Origin of the sequence: Psychrobacter sp. CMS30 (assembly GCF_904846565.1) — a bacterium.
GTDB classification, from domain to species: domain Bacteria; phylum Pseudomonadota; class Gammaproteobacteria; order Pseudomonadales; family Moraxellaceae; genus Psychrobacter; species Psychrobacter maritimus.
This window is the reverse complement of record NZ_CAJHBF010000004.1, coordinates 109792-125926: the sequence shown is the minus strand read 5'-3', so window position 1 is coordinate 125926 and position 16135 is coordinate 109792. Positions and strand designations below refer to the sequence as shown.

General features: G+C 44.5%; 13 protein-coding genes. 12 read left to right on the top strand and 1 reads right to left on the bottom strand.

Going from position 1 to position 16135, the window contains the following annotated elements:
* Window positions 1–120: 120 nt before the first annotated feature.
* The 10 genes from JMX94_RS03485 (at window position 121) to JMX94_RS03440 (ending at window position 11932) form a co-directional block, all read left to right on the top strand.
* Window positions 121–1485 carry an MFS transporter gene (locus JMX94_RS03485; RefSeq protein ID WP_201563231.1) on the top strand — a complete coding sequence of 455 codons (1365 nt, stop codon included), beginning with the start codon at window positions 121–123 and terminating at the stop codon, window positions 1483–1485.
* Between the two features lie 106 nt (window positions 1486–1591).
* Window positions 1592–2272: a single-stranded DNA-binding protein gene (gene ssb / locus JMX94_RS03480; protein ID WP_201563229.1), complete on the top strand. Its 681-nt coding sequence runs from the start codon at window positions 1592–1594 to the stop codon at window positions 2270–2272.
* A 332-nt stretch (window positions 2273–2604) separates the two neighbouring features.
* Window positions 2605–2931, top strand: a complete 327-nt coding sequence (locus JMX94_RS03475; RefSeq protein WP_227673495.1) for an H-NS family nucleoid-associated regulatory protein — start codon at window positions 2605–2607, stop codon at window positions 2929–2931.
* A gap of 207 nt (window positions 2932–3138) precedes the next feature.
* Window positions 3139–3993 carry a type II secretion system protein N gene (gene gspN, locus JMX94_RS03470; protein ID WP_201563227.1) on the top strand — a complete coding sequence of 285 codons (855 nt, stop codon included), beginning with the start codon at window positions 3139–3141 and terminating at the stop codon, window positions 3991–3993.
* Window positions 3994–4914, top strand: coding sequence for a type II secretion system protein N (locus JMX94_RS03465; protein WP_227673494.1), 921 nt, complete (start codon window positions 3994–3996; stop codon window positions 4912–4914).
* 208 nt (window positions 4915–5122) lie between these two features.
* Window positions 5123–7393 (top strand): type II secretion system secretin GspD, encoded by a 2271-nt coding sequence (gene gspD / locus JMX94_RS03460; RefSeq protein WP_201563225.1) that lies wholly within the window; start codon window positions 5123–5125, stop codon window positions 7391–7393.
* Between the two features lie 367 nt (window positions 7394–7760).
* The gene (locus JMX94_RS03455; protein WP_201563223.1) at window positions 7761–7967 is read left to right on the top strand and encodes a hypothetical protein; all 207 of its coding nucleotides are present in this window, start codon (window positions 7761–7763) and stop codon (window positions 7965–7967) included.
* Between the two features lie 90 nt (window positions 7968–8057).
* Window positions 8058–9047, top strand: coding sequence for a TatD family hydrolase (locus JMX94_RS03450; protein ID WP_201563222.1), 990 nt, complete (start codon window positions 8058–8060; stop codon window positions 9045–9047).
* Window positions 9048–9253: 206 nt separating this feature from the next.
* A complete protein-coding gene (locus tag JMX94_RS03445) occupies window positions 9254–10060 on the top strand; it encodes a ThiF family adenylyltransferase (RefSeq protein WP_374220392.1) in 807 nt (268 codons plus the stop codon).
* Between the two features lie 21 nt (window positions 10061–10081).
* On the top strand, window positions 10082–11932 hold the full coding sequence (locus tag JMX94_RS03440) for a GAF domain-containing hybrid sensor histidine kinase/response regulator (protein ID WP_227673493.1): 1851 nt from the start codon (window positions 10082–10084) through the stop codon (window positions 11930–11932).
* A gap of 123 nt (window positions 11933–12055) precedes the next feature.
* Here JMX94_RS03440 and efp read toward each other — a convergent pair whose 3' ends face one another.
* Window positions 12056–12628, bottom strand: a complete 573-nt coding sequence (gene efp, locus JMX94_RS03435; RefSeq protein ID WP_201563216.1) for an elongation factor P — start codon at window positions 12626–12628, stop codon at window positions 12056–12058.
* Between the two features lie 174 nt (window positions 12629–12802).
* Between efp and epmB the strand changes: the two genes are divergently transcribed.
* Both epmB and JMX94_RS03425 read left to right on the top strand, forming a co-directional pair.
* Complete coding sequence (gene epmB, locus JMX94_RS03430; RefSeq protein WP_201563214.1) at window positions 12803–13810, top strand: EF-P beta-lysylation protein EpmB; 1008 nt, start codon at window positions 12803–12805, stop codon at window positions 13808–13810.
* 229 nt (window positions 13811–14039) lie between these two features.
* On the top strand, window positions 14040–15890 hold the full coding sequence (locus JMX94_RS03425) for a hypothetical protein (RefSeq protein WP_201563212.1): 1851 nt from the start codon (window positions 14040–14042) through the stop codon (window positions 15888–15890).
* The last annotated feature ends 245 nt before the right edge of the window (window positions 15891–16135 follow it).

Sequence of the window (16135 nt, the reverse complement as noted above, 5' to 3'; positions counted from 1 at the left end):
TCCAGACGGCGAATGTCTTATACTAGGGGGCTTAATTTGTAGGCTAAAGCCTTGAAGCGTCGTAATAATACAAGCAGAGCTGCAGTGATTAAACAGCAATGATGAACCAGTGAGGCAAGTATGAATAGCGTAGAAAAACGGGCAATCCTCGGGGTCGGTGGTATATTTGCCTTGCGGATGATTGGCTTGTTTATGATTGTGCCAGTATTTTCTGTGTATGGTGATAATTATGCGCATGCGACACCGTTTCTGATTGGCTTGGCGGTCGGTATTTATGGGCTAGGGCAGGCTATTTTTCAGATACCGATGAGCCTTGCCGCTGATAAGTTTCCGCGTAAGCCGATTATCTTTTTGGGTCTGATATTATTTGCGCTTGGCGGTATCATCGCTGCCAATGCCACAGATATTTACGAGGTTATTATCGGTCGGGCGCTGGCAGGTAGTGGCGCGGTTTCGGCGGTATTGATGGCGCTGTTAGCAGACGTTACGCGCGAGGAGATGCGCACCAAAGCGATGGCGACCATGGGTTTGACCATTGCTACCTCAATTATGTTGGCGTTTGCCTTTGGGCCTTTATTGGTCGGCTCGCTTGGTATATCAGGGTTATTTTGGTTGACCGCTGGTTTCGCTGTTTTGGCGATGTTGTTATTACTATTTGTACCAACGCCGCTACGGGTGCTTAAGCATAATCTTGATAATAAATCGATTGGTCAGCAGTTAGCGACAGTGCTAAAGATTGGCGATTTAAACCGTTTGCATATTGGTATTTTTGCCCTACATTTAACGATGACAGCCATCTTTGTCATCTTACCGCATCAGCTCAATGACGTACTAGGATTGTCGGTACGTCAGCAGGGTTTGGTATATTTGCCGTTATTATTTATTGGCTTCGCCGTGGCGATACCCTTTATTATCATCGCCGAAAAGAAACGCAAGATGCGCCAAGTATTCTTAGGGGCAATTGCGCTTATGACCGCTGCCCTAGCGTTATTGGCCATTGGTAGTCAGGTCGGCGTGGGTATTATTCTAGGCTTATTGCTGTATTTTATGGGCTTTAACTTACTCGAAGCGACGATTCCATCGTGGATATCGAAACGTGCGCCCGTCGCCAATAAAGCCACCGCGATGGGACTGAATTCATCAAGTCAGTTTTTCGGTGCTTTTGTCGGCGGGGCAATGGGCGGTTTATTATTGACCCAGCCTAATCTATTGGCGTGGGGTATATTGGCCGCCATTATGGCCGCGGCGCTACTGTTGATTATCCCGATTGCGCAGCCGCCTTATTTATCGAGTACCACCGTTACCATTCCTAAAGATATCAATATCCAAGATTGGTCACGGCAAATGCTGGCGGTAGAAGGCGTTGATGAGTTGGTCGTGATGGCAAAAGAGCAGGTCGCTTATTTAAAATTAGACAAAACCCAGCTGACCGATTCTTCGCGACAAGAGCTGTCGCATTTGGCGCAAAGCCCCCTAGATATTTAAACAAAAATTGGTTAAAGTAAATTCATATTACTGATATTATTAATCAGTTTCATTTAATAGTTATTAAAATATTCATAAAACAATTTGTCAATAAAAGGACAACATTATGCGCGGAGTTAATAAAGTTATCATCATCGGTAACCTTGGAGCAGACCCCGAGGCACGTCAATTCAGTAACGGCGGTAGCGTGACCAATATTTCGGTTGCGACCTCAGAGCAGTGGACTGACAAGCAAAGTGGTGAGAAAAGAGAAGCAACGGAATGGCACCGCATTTCATTGTTTAATCGTTTAGGTGAAATCGCGGCACAGTATCTTCGTAAAGGCAGCAAGGTCTATATCGAAGGCAGCTTGCGTACGCGTAAATATCAAGATCCCAATGGCCAAGACCGTTATATTACTGAGATTCGTGCTGAGCAAATGCAAATGCTAGATGGCGCGACCGGTGGTAGTGGTGACGGTGGTGGTTTTGGTGGTCAAAACTCAGGTCAAAGTCAGGGTCAAGGCTATGGCAATCAAGGCGGTCAAAGCTCAAATCAAAATCAGGGTCAAGCTAACCAAAATAATTATGGTCAACCAGCCAATAACCAGCAAAGTGGCTATAACCAAGGCGGCGCTCCAGCTTCTCAAGGTATGTCACAAGGCAATAATCAAAACAGCAATCAAAACAGCTTTAACAATCAAAATGCGCCAGCGCAAAATCAATTTAATAAGCCCGCTCAAGCACCAGCACAGTCGAAGCCGTCAGCGATGCCTGATGGCCCTGTAGATGATGATATTCCGTTCTGACGTGTACCTAAGACTTATATGTAAATAAAAAGTGTTGATTAAAAAATGAAGAGCCTGTGAATACAGGCTCTTTTTTTATGCTATTGGCTTTTGTATATATTGATAAGTAAAAATATAAACAACATTATAAATACTACTATAAAACCAACTAACGTTTAAAACCGTTTTTGCTTTAATGGCATTTATGCGTAGCCCTTTATCATTGAATACCAATCAATACTTGTGATGGATTATATTTTTGTTTATATTACTGCTACTTACGATTTTTATTATTCACAAGTCATTAGCAATCATGCTATTTGATTTATAACCTTGATATAAAAGTGGAGATTATGATGAGCAAAAATAACGTGATTGATTTAAATAACCTCAACGTTGATGAGCTACGCGCCATTACCGAAAATGCCCAGCAACTTATTGCCCAAAAACAACATCAGCGTTTATATGATGCTTATATGCAGTTTGAAAAAATTGCTGAAGAAAGTGAAGCGAGCATTGAAGAGATTTTACAAGCGGGCGAGAAACTTGAGAAAAAACGCAGCATTAAGTATCGCAATACCAGTAATAACGAAGAAACCTGGACCGGTCGTGGTCGCAAACCAACTTGGTTGGTAGACGCCCTAGCCGCAGGTCGTAAATTGGAAGATTTTGCTATTTAATCAGTTAAACGCCTTTATGAATGTCTGATTTTATTTTGCTTTCATGCGTCATTGATAATGATTGCTTAATAAGCAAGTGGATAGATAAAAGCCAGTATCTTTAGCGCCAGTATTTTGGTGCAAAGATACTGGCTTTTTTTCTGTCATCTGTATGCCATTGTTTGCTATGATAATGACGTTTTTGTCTTATATAAGAGTTAGGTAACTGTGCCTCAAGTATCCACATCGTCTTACAAGCGTCCCCGCAAGCTCTGGTGGCTATTTGGCTTTATCCTATTTGCGCTATTTGCCGTCTTGCAAATGCCAGCGGCATGGCTACTTGAAAAATACGCCCCAGATACGCCGTATGTGCAACATGTGTCGGGCAACTTATGGCAAGGCTCAGCGATTTGGCAGCTGCCCGTGTCAGCAACACCGCTTACAGGCGCCGCTGAATGGTCGTGGCAGCCGTGGCATTTATTATTAGGCAAACTAGGGGCTGAAGTTGATATCAGCTCAGAGCAAACCCGTTTAAATGGTCAGGTTAAAGTAGGCACCAGCTCATGGCAAGTTCAAAACATGAGCGGTAAAATCGCCCCTGAAACTTTGGCGAGTGTGGTCGATTGGCAGTTGCCTAATGCGCCGATTCAGGTCAATAACGTCTCATTAAAACGTCAGTCTGCCGCAAGTAATTCAGCTAATGGTTCGACTATCGGTGGTTCGAATAATAGTGGCTCAGCTACCAAGGCGTCCGGCTTTAGTGAGGCAAGTGGTCAGCTGACTTGGGTTGGCGGTGAAGTGGGCTACCCTAGCGGTGGTAAGGTTTTTTATATCACCATGCCAGCGCTGCGTGCTGAGCTCAGTGCCGAGCAAAAGAACAATAAAAATCTGCTGCATATCAATCTGGTAAACAATCAAGATAAGCGCTTGGGTGATCTGTATATCGATGGCGATAATATGTTAGACGTCAGCTTAACCCAGCGCCTACTAGAAAACATGCCAGAATATAAAGGACAAGCACCGCAAGATACGCCCGTAGTTAGTGTGCGGCAGCCGCTGCTCAATGGCTTGGGGGCGCGCTAGATGATGAATGCTACCGATATTTCTAGGCGAATAAAACCTATTATCAATACGCTCAATCGCTTTTCAGCGTGGTTGTTATTATTGGCCATTATTTGGTTGTGTTGGACAGCAGCGCGGTTACTGTGGCTGCTACTAGCTGCTCCATTAGCGCCCGCGTTACCGCTTGCTCCTTTACAGAATACAGCGAACTCAAATACCGACTATAGTGGTTTGTTTGCCATTTTTTCTGACCCTGATCCTATCGCTGCCGCAGTACAACCGCCGCCTAATATTGGGCTAAAAGGCGTACTTATTGCGATACCGGAAAGTCTGTCTTCGGCCCTATTGGATGTCAATGGTGAAGTGAAAAATTACCGTATCGGTGACACTTTAAAAGACAGTGACTATACGCTGGTTGCTGTCGATTGGAATGAAGTCATTATCGCTGATGCTTATGATAAAGAAACCGTCATCAGAATGGCAGAAGCTATGCCACTCGACCAAAGCGCTATGCTGGCAGGTACGGTGAGTAATCAGCGTTTGCCAGAGAATACTATGTTGCCTAACTCACCTAATACACCATCACCAGACCAAGTTAATCCTGATACGGCGCCAAATGGGGAAGCAAGCAGCGAGGGCGAGCCAAAGTCAGCAATTGATGAAGCCGTTACCGAATTACAATCCAATCCCGCCAGTTATTTAAGTCGAATGGGCGTCATGGCGTCAGGTGAGAGCTATCAGGTCACAGCCGCTATGCCGGCTAAATTGCGTAATCGGTTAGGGCTGGAGCCTGGTGATAAGGTACTGACCGTTAATGGTCAAAGCGTTGGCAGTAATCCTGGGCAAGATGCCAGCGTCTTACAGCAAGTAAAGCAAGCCGGTGAAGCACAAATAGAAGTGCAGCGTGGCGATCAAGTGATTACCATTCGCCAGCAGTTCTAGCTTAGACTTTAAAGCCGATTTTTTAGATACAGACTTGCTTGTTCTTATAGTTGGCAAGTCGCTAAAGAGCATTAATTAGCTATCCAATTCAGTTTCAGTTCATATTACATTCAGCACATATTGTATTTAACACAAGAAATTTAGCACACGAAACTTAGCACTTATGAAACTTAGTATATCCGCGACATCACTGTAGGTAATTATCAATATGGTCAGTTCTCAAAATTTCTCGGTCACGCCTTTACACCATATTTTGCAGCGTTTGATGCGTCTGTGCCGTCCGCTGTGCCTAGCTATTCCGCTATGGGCAGCGAGTACGGGGCTAGTGAGTGCAGAAAGCTGGAAGGTCAATCTACAAGATGCCGATATCAAAGCTTTTATTAATGAAGTGGCGACCATTACCGATCAAAACTTTGTCCTTGATCCGCGTATCAATGGTAATGTTACCGTCATTTCTAACAAAGCATTGTCGCGTGACGAGATTTATCAGCTGTTCTTAAGTGTCATGCAGGTCAATGGTATTGCTGCTATCGACTCGGGTACGACGATTAAGCTGGTGCCTGATAACGTCGCCAAACAATCAGGTGTTGCGGTAGATTTACAGGGTAATAGCGTCGGTGAAGCGCTAGCGACTCGGGTGATTTATTTGACTAATACCCAAGCAGCAGAAGTGCTCGGCGTGATTCGACCACTGATGCCGCAGTCAGCTCATGCAGCAGCGGTACCGGGCGTCAATGCTTTGGTATTGTCTGATCGCGCTGATAGTCTTAATCAGTTGACGGCGCTTATCCGTGATTTAGACAGCAACGTTAATGACAGTTTGCAAGTGATACCGCTACGTCATGTCGATGCCGAACGTATGATGGAGCTGATCAGTGCTTTGGTCGCAAGCGCGGGTAGCGGGCAGGCTCAAGGTGGTAACAATCAGCTAAAAGTCATCGCCGATACGTCTAGCGATAGATTATTGGTCAAAGGCAGTCCTGAGATGATTGCCAAAGTACAAGAAATGGTCAATCAGCTTGATACCACGCCAACGAGGCGTTTGAGTGGGCTACGGGTCTTTCGCTTAAAATATGCTAGCGCCGGTCATATTGCAGAGATGCTGCGCGGCTTACTTGCCAGTCAATCTATTAATAGCTCTGGTGCGACGTCAACCTTAGAGTCTGCTTCTTTAAACGGAGCCAGTGGTACTGGCTCAACACTCAATAGCGGCGCTAATGCAAGTGTGGGTAATGGTGCTAGCAACAATACTAGTGGCAATAGCGGTGCGGCCGCTTTATCGACTAGCAGCTCGGGTGGCACAAGTACTGGTATCGGTGGTCGACCTTTTAGTATTATCGCCGATGAAACCCAAAATGCTGTCATCGTTAATGCCGCGCCAGAGCTGATGTTTGAGATTGAAGATGCTGTCAATCAGCTTGATAGCCGCCGCGCTCAGGTCTTGATTCAAGCAGCAATTGTGGAGGTCTCAGGCGATGATGCTACCCAACTTGGCGTGCAATGGGCGCTCGGTAATGCCAATAGTGGTTATGGCGTCGTCAACTTTAATAACGTTGGCGCGAGTGCGGTTTCGCTTGCAGCAGCAGCCTTGTCAGGTGGAGCAGGTATCAGTGCGGCAGCAGGCTCGATTGCGGGGGCTTTGATTGGAATCGGTGATAGTAAAAAAGACAGCCAAGGTAATACTCAGTTTTATGGCGCAATCTTACAAGCTCTTGACTCATCGACCAGTGCCAATCTGCTGTCGATGCCCTCGATTCTGACCTTGGATAATGAAAAGGCGAGCATTTTAGTTGGTCAAAACGTGCCTTTTGTCACCGGCTCTTATACCACAGGTAGTGATTCTTCGACCAACCCTTTCCAGACCATCGACCGGCAAGATATCGGTATCAACCTAAACGTCATTCCTCATATTGGTGATAATGGCACCGTACGTTTGGAAGTTTCACAAGAAGTCTCCTCAGTTGTACCGGGCAGCGCCGGCAATGCCAGCGGTCTTATTACCAATAAAAGCCTGATTAATACCACGATTTTAGCCGATGATCAGCAGACCATCGCCTTGGGTGGCTTGATGCGCGATAACACTACTACGCGCCAACAAAAAGTCCCTGGTTTGGGTAATATGCCCTTGTTTGGTCGACTGTTCCGCTCTGATAACGACAGTAACCAGAAGAGTAACTTAATCATATTTTTACAGCCGACTATCTTACGTGATGGCGGGGCTGTAGCCAGTGTGACCGAGCGTAAATACAATCAGATGCGCGTTCTGCAACTGGTTATCGATAAAAACGGCACGATTAAACAGTTACCGCTTAGTGGTACAGAAGGTTGGAATGGCAATATCAGTGCCGACTATGAATTGATGCCGCTCAATCCACTGGTACCTAAACGTGACCAAACGCCAAAAACGACTTCTCAAGGCTTTACCAAAGTAGATAGCCCTAGCAGTAGCGGTATCACAACTTATCCGTTAAAGCGCTAAACGCTCATAATAGATAAGTTTTCAGATACTGTCCTAAGCCTCAATAGCTTCAATTCTTAAGCTCATACTCAATAACAAGCATACTTAAATGTACGGCACGATAGTGACGCCGTACATTAGTTTGCGTATTCATAACACAGATATACATAGCGCCTCTATGATGCGCGTATAATGCAACCTAGGATAATAACTTATTGCTTTCATTAGCAATTTTTTATAGCCTTTCTTTTGATTGTGACATATTTGAATAAATCTAGTATGCATAAACAGCGATTAACAAACGTATAGTATGTCTTGGTGAAAGTACTTTGGTTAAAGTGCCTTGGTGAAAGTGCCTTGATGTCTTGGTAAAAATACTTCGGTGAAAATGATGCGCAATCTTAACAGTAGTAGTAATAGCAATAATCGTAAAAAGAAGTGGTTGCGTTTAGGGGCAGTTGGCCTAGCGCTATTGCTTCTCCCGCGCCGTAGTAGTCTAAAAGCAGATAGCAAACTAGCGGCTAATGCTGAAAATGAAGTGAATAATAAAGTTGCTAATAAATTCACTAAAGAAGATGAATCAGCGCTAAAATAGAAGCTGTGATTAATAATAATGGCTTTATTGCCGATAAAAAATGCTATTGAAATAAATTGCTTTAACCATTAAGAAATTTGGAGTTTATTGATGACGGTCATTGGCGCATCATTTAACGCTAATACAGAATTACCTGCTATTCTTCCTTTAATTGATACCCATACTCATTTTGATGCACCGGTATTTGATATTGATAGAGACGAGCAGATACAGCAAGCGTATCAGCAAGGGATACGCCATCTGGTGTTGGTAGGATATTTGCAGCGTCATTTTCAGCGCTTGTATGATACTGAACGCTTAATCAATGAGCGGTATCCATCCTCTATTGCAGGTCAAGCAGATGCGCCGCAACAGCCCCATTTAAAGGCGCATGTTGCCCTAGGGTTACATCCATTTTATATTGAGCAGCATACTGAGGCGCATCTAGAAAGTATGGCGCAGATGCTGGATAAAAAGCGTCCATTGGCCATCGGTGAGATTGGTTTCGATACTTTTACTGATGAGATGAAACAGCCTGAGATGTTCGCAAAGCAACAGTATTTTTTTAATGCTCAGCTTGATATGGCTGTGTGCCATAAGTTACCCGTGATGCTGCATATTCGTAAAGCGCACGCTGAAGCATTGGCGTTATTAAAAGCGCATGACTATGATGCTCATGAGCTTGGCGGTATCGCCCATAGTTTTAGTGGTGGTGAGCAAGAGGCGAAAGCATTTGTAAAGCTGGGCTTTAAGCTTGGGGTAACCGGTCAAGTGACCAATCCAAACGCCAAAAAGCTACGCCGCGCTATTCAAGCCGCTGTCGCTAGTGATGGTATTGAGTGTTTGGTGATTGAGACGGACTGTCCAGATATGACGCCCATCATGTGTCAAGAGTCGGGTAATAGTCAGTCGGCGCTCGGGCAAAGCCCAGATAATGAATGGGGTAATGCGCCCGCTCATAATAGAAATGTCCCTGCCAATTTGCCATGGGTATTACTGAGTTTAAGTAAGCTACTCGATGTGCCGCCAGCCATTCTTGCTGAGCAATTGTGGCACAACAGTTGCAGTGCTTTACAGACTGATTGGCGTTATCTAGCCTGATAATGGCAAAAAACTGCTTAATAATAGACAGTTTAGTAATAAATAATTGAATAATAAATCACCTTTTAAAAGAGCTTTAACTTGTTATGACTGAAGAGGCGCAATTGCAGCAAACGACAACCCAAACAGCTACTTTAGCTAATCTAGATATCATTACTACTAATGAACATCATCATGAACAGCAACTTGCTTCTGCAAGCGCAAATATGGCGGACGATGCAGATGAGCAATACGAGCGCCGTTTTAAAGGCACGCAAACCCTCTATGGCGCATCGGCAGTCGATACCTTTGCCGCAGCGCATGTTTATGTGATTGGTGTCGGTGGAGTAGGTTCGTGGGCAGCAGAAGCATTGGCGCGCACAGCAGTGGGTACTATTACTTTGATTGATTTGGATGTGTTGGTGGCTTCTAACGTCAATCGCCAGCTGCCGGCGTTAGACAGTACCTTTGGGCAAAGTAAGATTGCAGCGATGGCGACCCGTATCCGTGAGATTAATCCAAAAGTCACCCTACATTTGATAGATGATTTTTTGACCCCTGAGAACGTTACTGAGTTATTGCCCAGTCGCGCACAAGCGAAAGCGGCGGCGCAAAAAAATCCGATTGTGATTTTAGACTGTGTTGATGATATGAATGCCAAGCTTGCGATTTCATTACATTGTCGCTTTAATAAGTTAAAATTGGTTTGTGCGGGCGGGGCAGGCGGTAAAATAGACCCAAGCCAGATTAAGGTAAGTGATTTACGCGACAGTTATCAAGACCCGCTATTGGCCAAGCTGCGCAATAAGCTGCGCCACGAAAAAGGCATCAATAGCGCGCTGAAAGAAAAATTCGGTATTAAGTGTGTCTATTCAACAGAACAACCGCGCGTTGATAAAAGCTGTCAAACAGGTGGCTTGCACTGCGGCGGTTATGGCTCGGCGGTAGTCGTCACCTCGGTAGTGGCGATGCTGATGGTCAGCGAGGCATTACAATTATTGCTCAAGCAGGCAGCGGTTAAGTCAAGCGTCTGATATGAATTAATGGAGTCCATCTTGTCTACATCCAACTTGCCAAAGAACGATTATCCCATCGCAGCAGATGACGCTGAGCGTATCAATCGACTCAAAAAATATCAGGTAATGAATAATAATGAGGAACCTGCTTTTGCACGCTTAACAGAGCTTGCCAAACTGTTCTTTAATATGCCGATAGTCACCATCACTTTTATGGATGAAGACACCCAATACTTAAAATCGGGTCATGGGCTTGGTGGTGTTTGTACGACAACGCGTGAAGTGGCGATTTGCAATTATACTGTACTCTCAGATGAGGTTTTTGTCGTCCCTGATTTAGCAGCTGACAGCCGCTTTAATCAAAACCCTTTAGTCACAGAATCGCCGCATCTGCGCTTTTATGCTGGCGCGCCCATTATCATGAATGAGGACGGTAAAACATACCGTTTGGGCTCTTTATGTTTGATGGACGTACGGCCGCATCATGAGTTTACGGACAAGCACGCCGAGCTATTGGCACAGTTTGCGATGATGGCTGCTGATGCCTTGCAGCTACAAAACCAGCAGCGTCATGCCAAACATGCCAATGAGATGAAGTCTGAGTTTTTGGCCAATATGAGCCATGAAATACGCACGCCGATGAATGGTATTATCGGTATGGTTGAGATGTTAAGCGAGACCGAGCTGAGCGCTGAGCAGCAAGAGTATATTGATAATATCAAAGTCTCAAATGAGCATTTGCTGGCGATTATTAACGGTATTTTGGATTTATCAAAAGTTGAATCGGGCAAGATGACTATCGATTCTGTTCCGATGAACTTATCGAGTTTATGTAATGAAGTGGTGAGTTTGTTTGCGGTCAAAGCCCGTCAGCGTGGCTTGATTTTAGATTACCATTACACCGAGTCATTATCGCCGTATGTCAAAGGCGACCCCGTACGACTTAAGCAAATCATGGTTAATCTGGTCAATAATGCCATCAAATTTACCCGCGAAGGCGGTCGAGTGACGATTGACGTTAAGCACATGGAAAACAATCCTTGTGATGATAGACAGGGCGGTTATAACTCTGGCTGTCATGAAGACGATTATTTAGGAAGCCATGTATTAGAAAAGCAGGTATTAGAAAACCATGAAGAGCAGGCTTCTCATTATGATACCGATAATAGTGGTATGGTCAATCATCAAGATATGACGCTTTGTATTGAGGTCACAGATACGGGTGTCGGCATTAAACCTGAATCATTGGAAGCGATATTTGACGCTTATGACCAAGCCAATAAATATACGCATCGCCTGTATGGCGGTACGGGACTTGGTTTGTCCGTTTGCAAGTCGTTGGTAGACTTGATGGGCGGCTATATTGAAGTGGACAGCGCCGTCGGTATCGGCACAACCTTTACTGTATTACTGCCGTTACCGACTATCGATGAGGCCCGTTACGAGACATGGCAAGACGAAAATGACTTTACGATGGCAGCGCCAAGTCATGAGCTTGTCGGGCATATCTTGCTAGTCGAAGATGACAGCGTTAATGCCATGATTGCCAAAAAAGCACTTAATAATAGCGGTCATACCGTCACTCATGTTGGGGATGGGCAACAAGCGATTGAGATTTTTGCTTTAAATCCTGAACTCTATGATGTCATTTTGATGGACCACCATATGCCCATTATGGATGGCGTACAGGCAACCATTAAACTGCATGAGCTTTATGACCCACAAGTACTGCCACCAATCATCGCCTTGACCGCCAATGCGATGGATGGCGAGCGCAAAAAATATCTCGATGTGGGGATGCAGGACTATTGCACCAAACCATTTAAACAAGAACAACTTAATGCTCTAGTGCAGTACTGGCTGATGCATAAACAGTCGATGGAAGAATAATATTTAAGGATAGGGCATTCTAAAAAAGAATAGATGTTAAAGTATTCAGCACTAAAAAAGCTTAACCACTTATGAGCGGTTAAGCTTTTTTTATTTAATAAAACATGTCAGGCATAAAAACGCTTAGCTAACGCGCGTTTGGTAATCGCCGGTACGCGTATCAACACGAACCACTTCACCTTGTTGGACAAATAATGGCACGCGTACCACCGCGCCTGTCTCTAGCTTAGCAGGCTTACCGCCGCCGCCTGACGTATCACCGCGGAGACCAGGATCAGTTTCGGTAATTTGCAATTCAACAAAGTTAGGCGGCGTTACAGATAATGGTACACCATTAAATAAGGTAATGGTGCAAAGGGCGTTACTGTTGTCTTTTAGCCATTTTATCGCATCACCAATCGCGGTTTTGTCAGCTTGTAACTGCTCAAAACTTTCAGGGTGCATAAAGTGCCAAAATTCACCATCGTTGTATAGATAGTTCATTTCAGTGTCTAGCACATCAGCCGCTTCCAAGCTCTCGCCTGATTTAAACGTTTGCTCTAATACCTTGCCGCTACGAAGGTTGCGCAGCTTAACGCGGTTAAAAGCTTGGCCTTTACCAGGTTTGACGAACTCGTTTTCAAGAATGGCACAAGGGTTGCCATCGAGCATGACTTTGAGACCAGCTTTAAATTCGTTAGTAGAAAAACTTGCCACGGAAGACTCCTAAGGGTTGTAAGTATTGTCATCACTAATTGGATGTGGGGTTTGGGCCTTGCTGCGCTAAAATCGCTTATGATGCTCAGTGTTTTATGAATAATTCGTACGCTTTGATAGCTTACGCACTAAGAGCGTATAATATCGGCTTTTGGGCACAGGTATAAGGTTGTCATGATAAACCATTTAATCACACAAAAAAACTGGCAAACGCAATTATCCGAAGCGATAACCTCTATTGATGAGCTGCTTGGGCTTTTAAAGCTGGAATCACTGCGCTCAGAGGTCTATATACCTGAGCACTTTCAGCTGCGTGTACCGCGCGCTTTTGTGGCAAAAATGACGGTCGGTGATGGTGATGACCCTCTGCTTAAACAAGTATTGCCCAATAAAAAAGAGCAAATCGCTGTCACCGGTTACGTGGCCGACCCCCTAAGTGAAAATACGCATAATCCGGTGAAAGGCCTATTGCATAAGTATCAGTCAAGAGTATTGTTAACGATTACCGGTGCCTGTGCGATTCATTGTCGTTATTGCTTTCGCCAGCATTTTGACTATAGCGCCAATATGCCAACCGCCGATGCCAAACAACACATTATCGACTATATCAGCGCCCATCCTGAAATCAATGAGGTGATTTTAAGCGGTGGTGACCCATTAAATGTCACCAACAGGCGCTTATTTGCTTGGCTCGATACCTTAGAGGCGATTCCGCAACTAACCACCATCAGGCTGCATACCCGTTTGCCATTGGTGATTCCAGCGCGCTTAGATGATGCCTTATTGGATAGATTGTCGCAAAGCCGCTGTCAAATCGTCATGGTGATTCATTGTAACCATGCCAATGAGATTGATACGCTGACCGCTGAGTACTTGCAGCGTGCGCGCGCGGCTGGCGTGACCTTATTAAACCAAGCGGTATTATTAAAGGATATCAATGACAGCGTGGCGGTGCAAACGGCACTCAATCAGCGCTTGTTTGCGGCTGGCGTGCTGCCATATTATTTGCATGTGTTGGATAAAGTGGCAGGCGCGGCTCATTTTGATAGTGATGTGCGCGCCGCCATTGCGCTTTATTGGTCGTTACTCGCCGTATTGCCCGGTTACTTAGTGCCAAAATTGGTCAGAGAGTTGCCAAATAAACCCTTTAAAGTACCGATTGATATTTACAACGATGCTTAAAATGGGCAATATGGTGTATTTTAGTTTTAGTAAACAAAGAACGATTAAAATAGTTATTAATAAAAGCGCAGCGGCCAGCGCCAAATAAAGAAAAATCATTAAAAAACAGTACTAAAAAATCGTTAATAGGTCAGGTAATAGTCATGCCTAAGGTTAATGTTGCTGAGGTAAATAAAGCATTAAACCTCCATAGACCTATTGATAACTTGCGTAATTACTAAGGATAGTAATGGTAAATTTATCGACGTTTCAACAGTATTTAAGCATTGATGCGCGCTCATCGCGGATGTTAACGAAATCAATTAATTTAACGAAGTCGTTTAATAAAGATGAGCAGCACTTGCTTAAATGGGCGGCGCTGTTGCCCATGCAAACGGAGGCGCAGCAAACAGAGCAGCTAGAAAAAGTCCTTACAGAGTTGCGCGTGGCAGCTATAGATGATCGGCAACGTCTGACATTACTCAATATTGTGCTGGAGGCAGCTAATAAGCTCATTGCGACGCTGCGCCAACACTATATATATGAGGCAAATGCTTTTAACGACTATCAGCTCGGCTATGTGGCGCAGGTGAAGTCGCTGTATTATTTAATGATTATGGTCTATGACGGTGTTATACAGCGAGAAATCACCTTTTTAAAAGATAAAAAGCTGCAAGCATCAAACGGTCTTTTGCAGCGCTATCTGACCAATGAGAAATCCTTATCAATCACGTTAGCCATTGCTACTTACCAAACGCTGTTGATGTATCAAAAGCTGTTATTCGAAGAGGCGCTTTGTTATCAGAAGCCTGCGCCATATTTATGGTCTAATATTAATCAGCTCTACTATATGGCGTGCCAACAGCAGACAGTTGATATCGATTTGAGTTCTTATATTACGACCCACTGCGCCGATAATATTCATCAATTATATGGTCAGCTATGCTTGCATAGTTTATTGAACGTACGCGCTATGCGCCGCGCCACTGTGCTAATGGTGCAGCGTTTGCTCCTAGAGTGGAGCGAACATCTCGTCGCATCTATAGAGCCGCAGACGGAAACAAAGGTGTTCGTCAATCTGCACAGTGACAATCCACCCACCTATTTGACCGCCCATTCTGCCATTAACCCTTATGATGCTCATCATGACTGTGTTTTTATAGAGTTGGCGCCGCTGGTTACCTACCTAAAATCCCGTAGGGACACCCTCATCGAGGAAGGTCGAGAAGGGGTTGAATCATCCTTAATGAATACGGTTGCCATAACCTTGAGCTATCGCTATATTCAGCCGCCATTGACGCTACCGATTAGACAAAGCGCCAAACAACAGGCACATATCATTACAGGGTTTAATGACATTCATTACCACGTTAGTCATGAGCAAAGCTTATCGACTCTCATTGCGGCAAAATATCTGCCTGAGCATCAGCAACCTCGCTATGATACCGTGCCAAAAAAGCTGTCTGCTAATACCGTTTCTCCTGATGCCGTTTCTGCTAATACCGTTTCTAATAATACAATGTTAGGGGTAGAAACGTTTGATAGTGACAATGCTTTGTCCGATTTTCGTACCTTGCGCTTGCTGCCAGATTCAGTGGAGCCAGCTATCAGCGCAAGCAGTGCTGGAGAAAATACCCCTAAAGCAAAATATAGCGGCAAAAAAGTAAAGGCTATAGTCGAAGTTGCAGAAAATGATGCCCTGAACTCTATTGCACCGCCGCCACTGCGAACGATGAGTCTTTTCTTATTGTGTCGCTCTGAAAGTCCAGCTTCGACTGCTTGGTCAATAGGCGTGGTGCGCTGGCTCAATTTAGATCTAGAAAAGCCGGAAGTTGATTGGCAAGTGCTGGGGCATCAGCTTATTGCTTGTGGTATTCGCCTGCAAGATAGAGATAGTCGCAGTCGGCATTTTGTTCCCGCGTTTGTCGTTGGTGATGACGAGCAGCTGCAAACGCCTTCTAGCCTGATCGTGCCGACGTCTCATTTTCACGTGGGGGATAGAGTGATGATGCGTATCAATACCAAACAAAAAACATTGCGCTTAGTGCGGCGTTTAATGATGACAGATGAGTTTAGCCAATATGAAGTGGCGCAACTTTAACTGCCTACTTATCAAAGCATAAAATAACTTTGCCACACTCAATGTTGAACGTTGAACACTTAAACTCTAACATTAGGCTGAGCGTATTTAATTCATCAGATTTAATTCATGAGAAGATGGCATTATGATTGCAGCTTAATAAGAGCGACTTAATAAGAGCGACTTAATAACCGTAATTGAATGAACAACAATTTGATAAACAACACTTAGTGATTGTAACTTAAGCAGCAGTCGGTTAGATTATT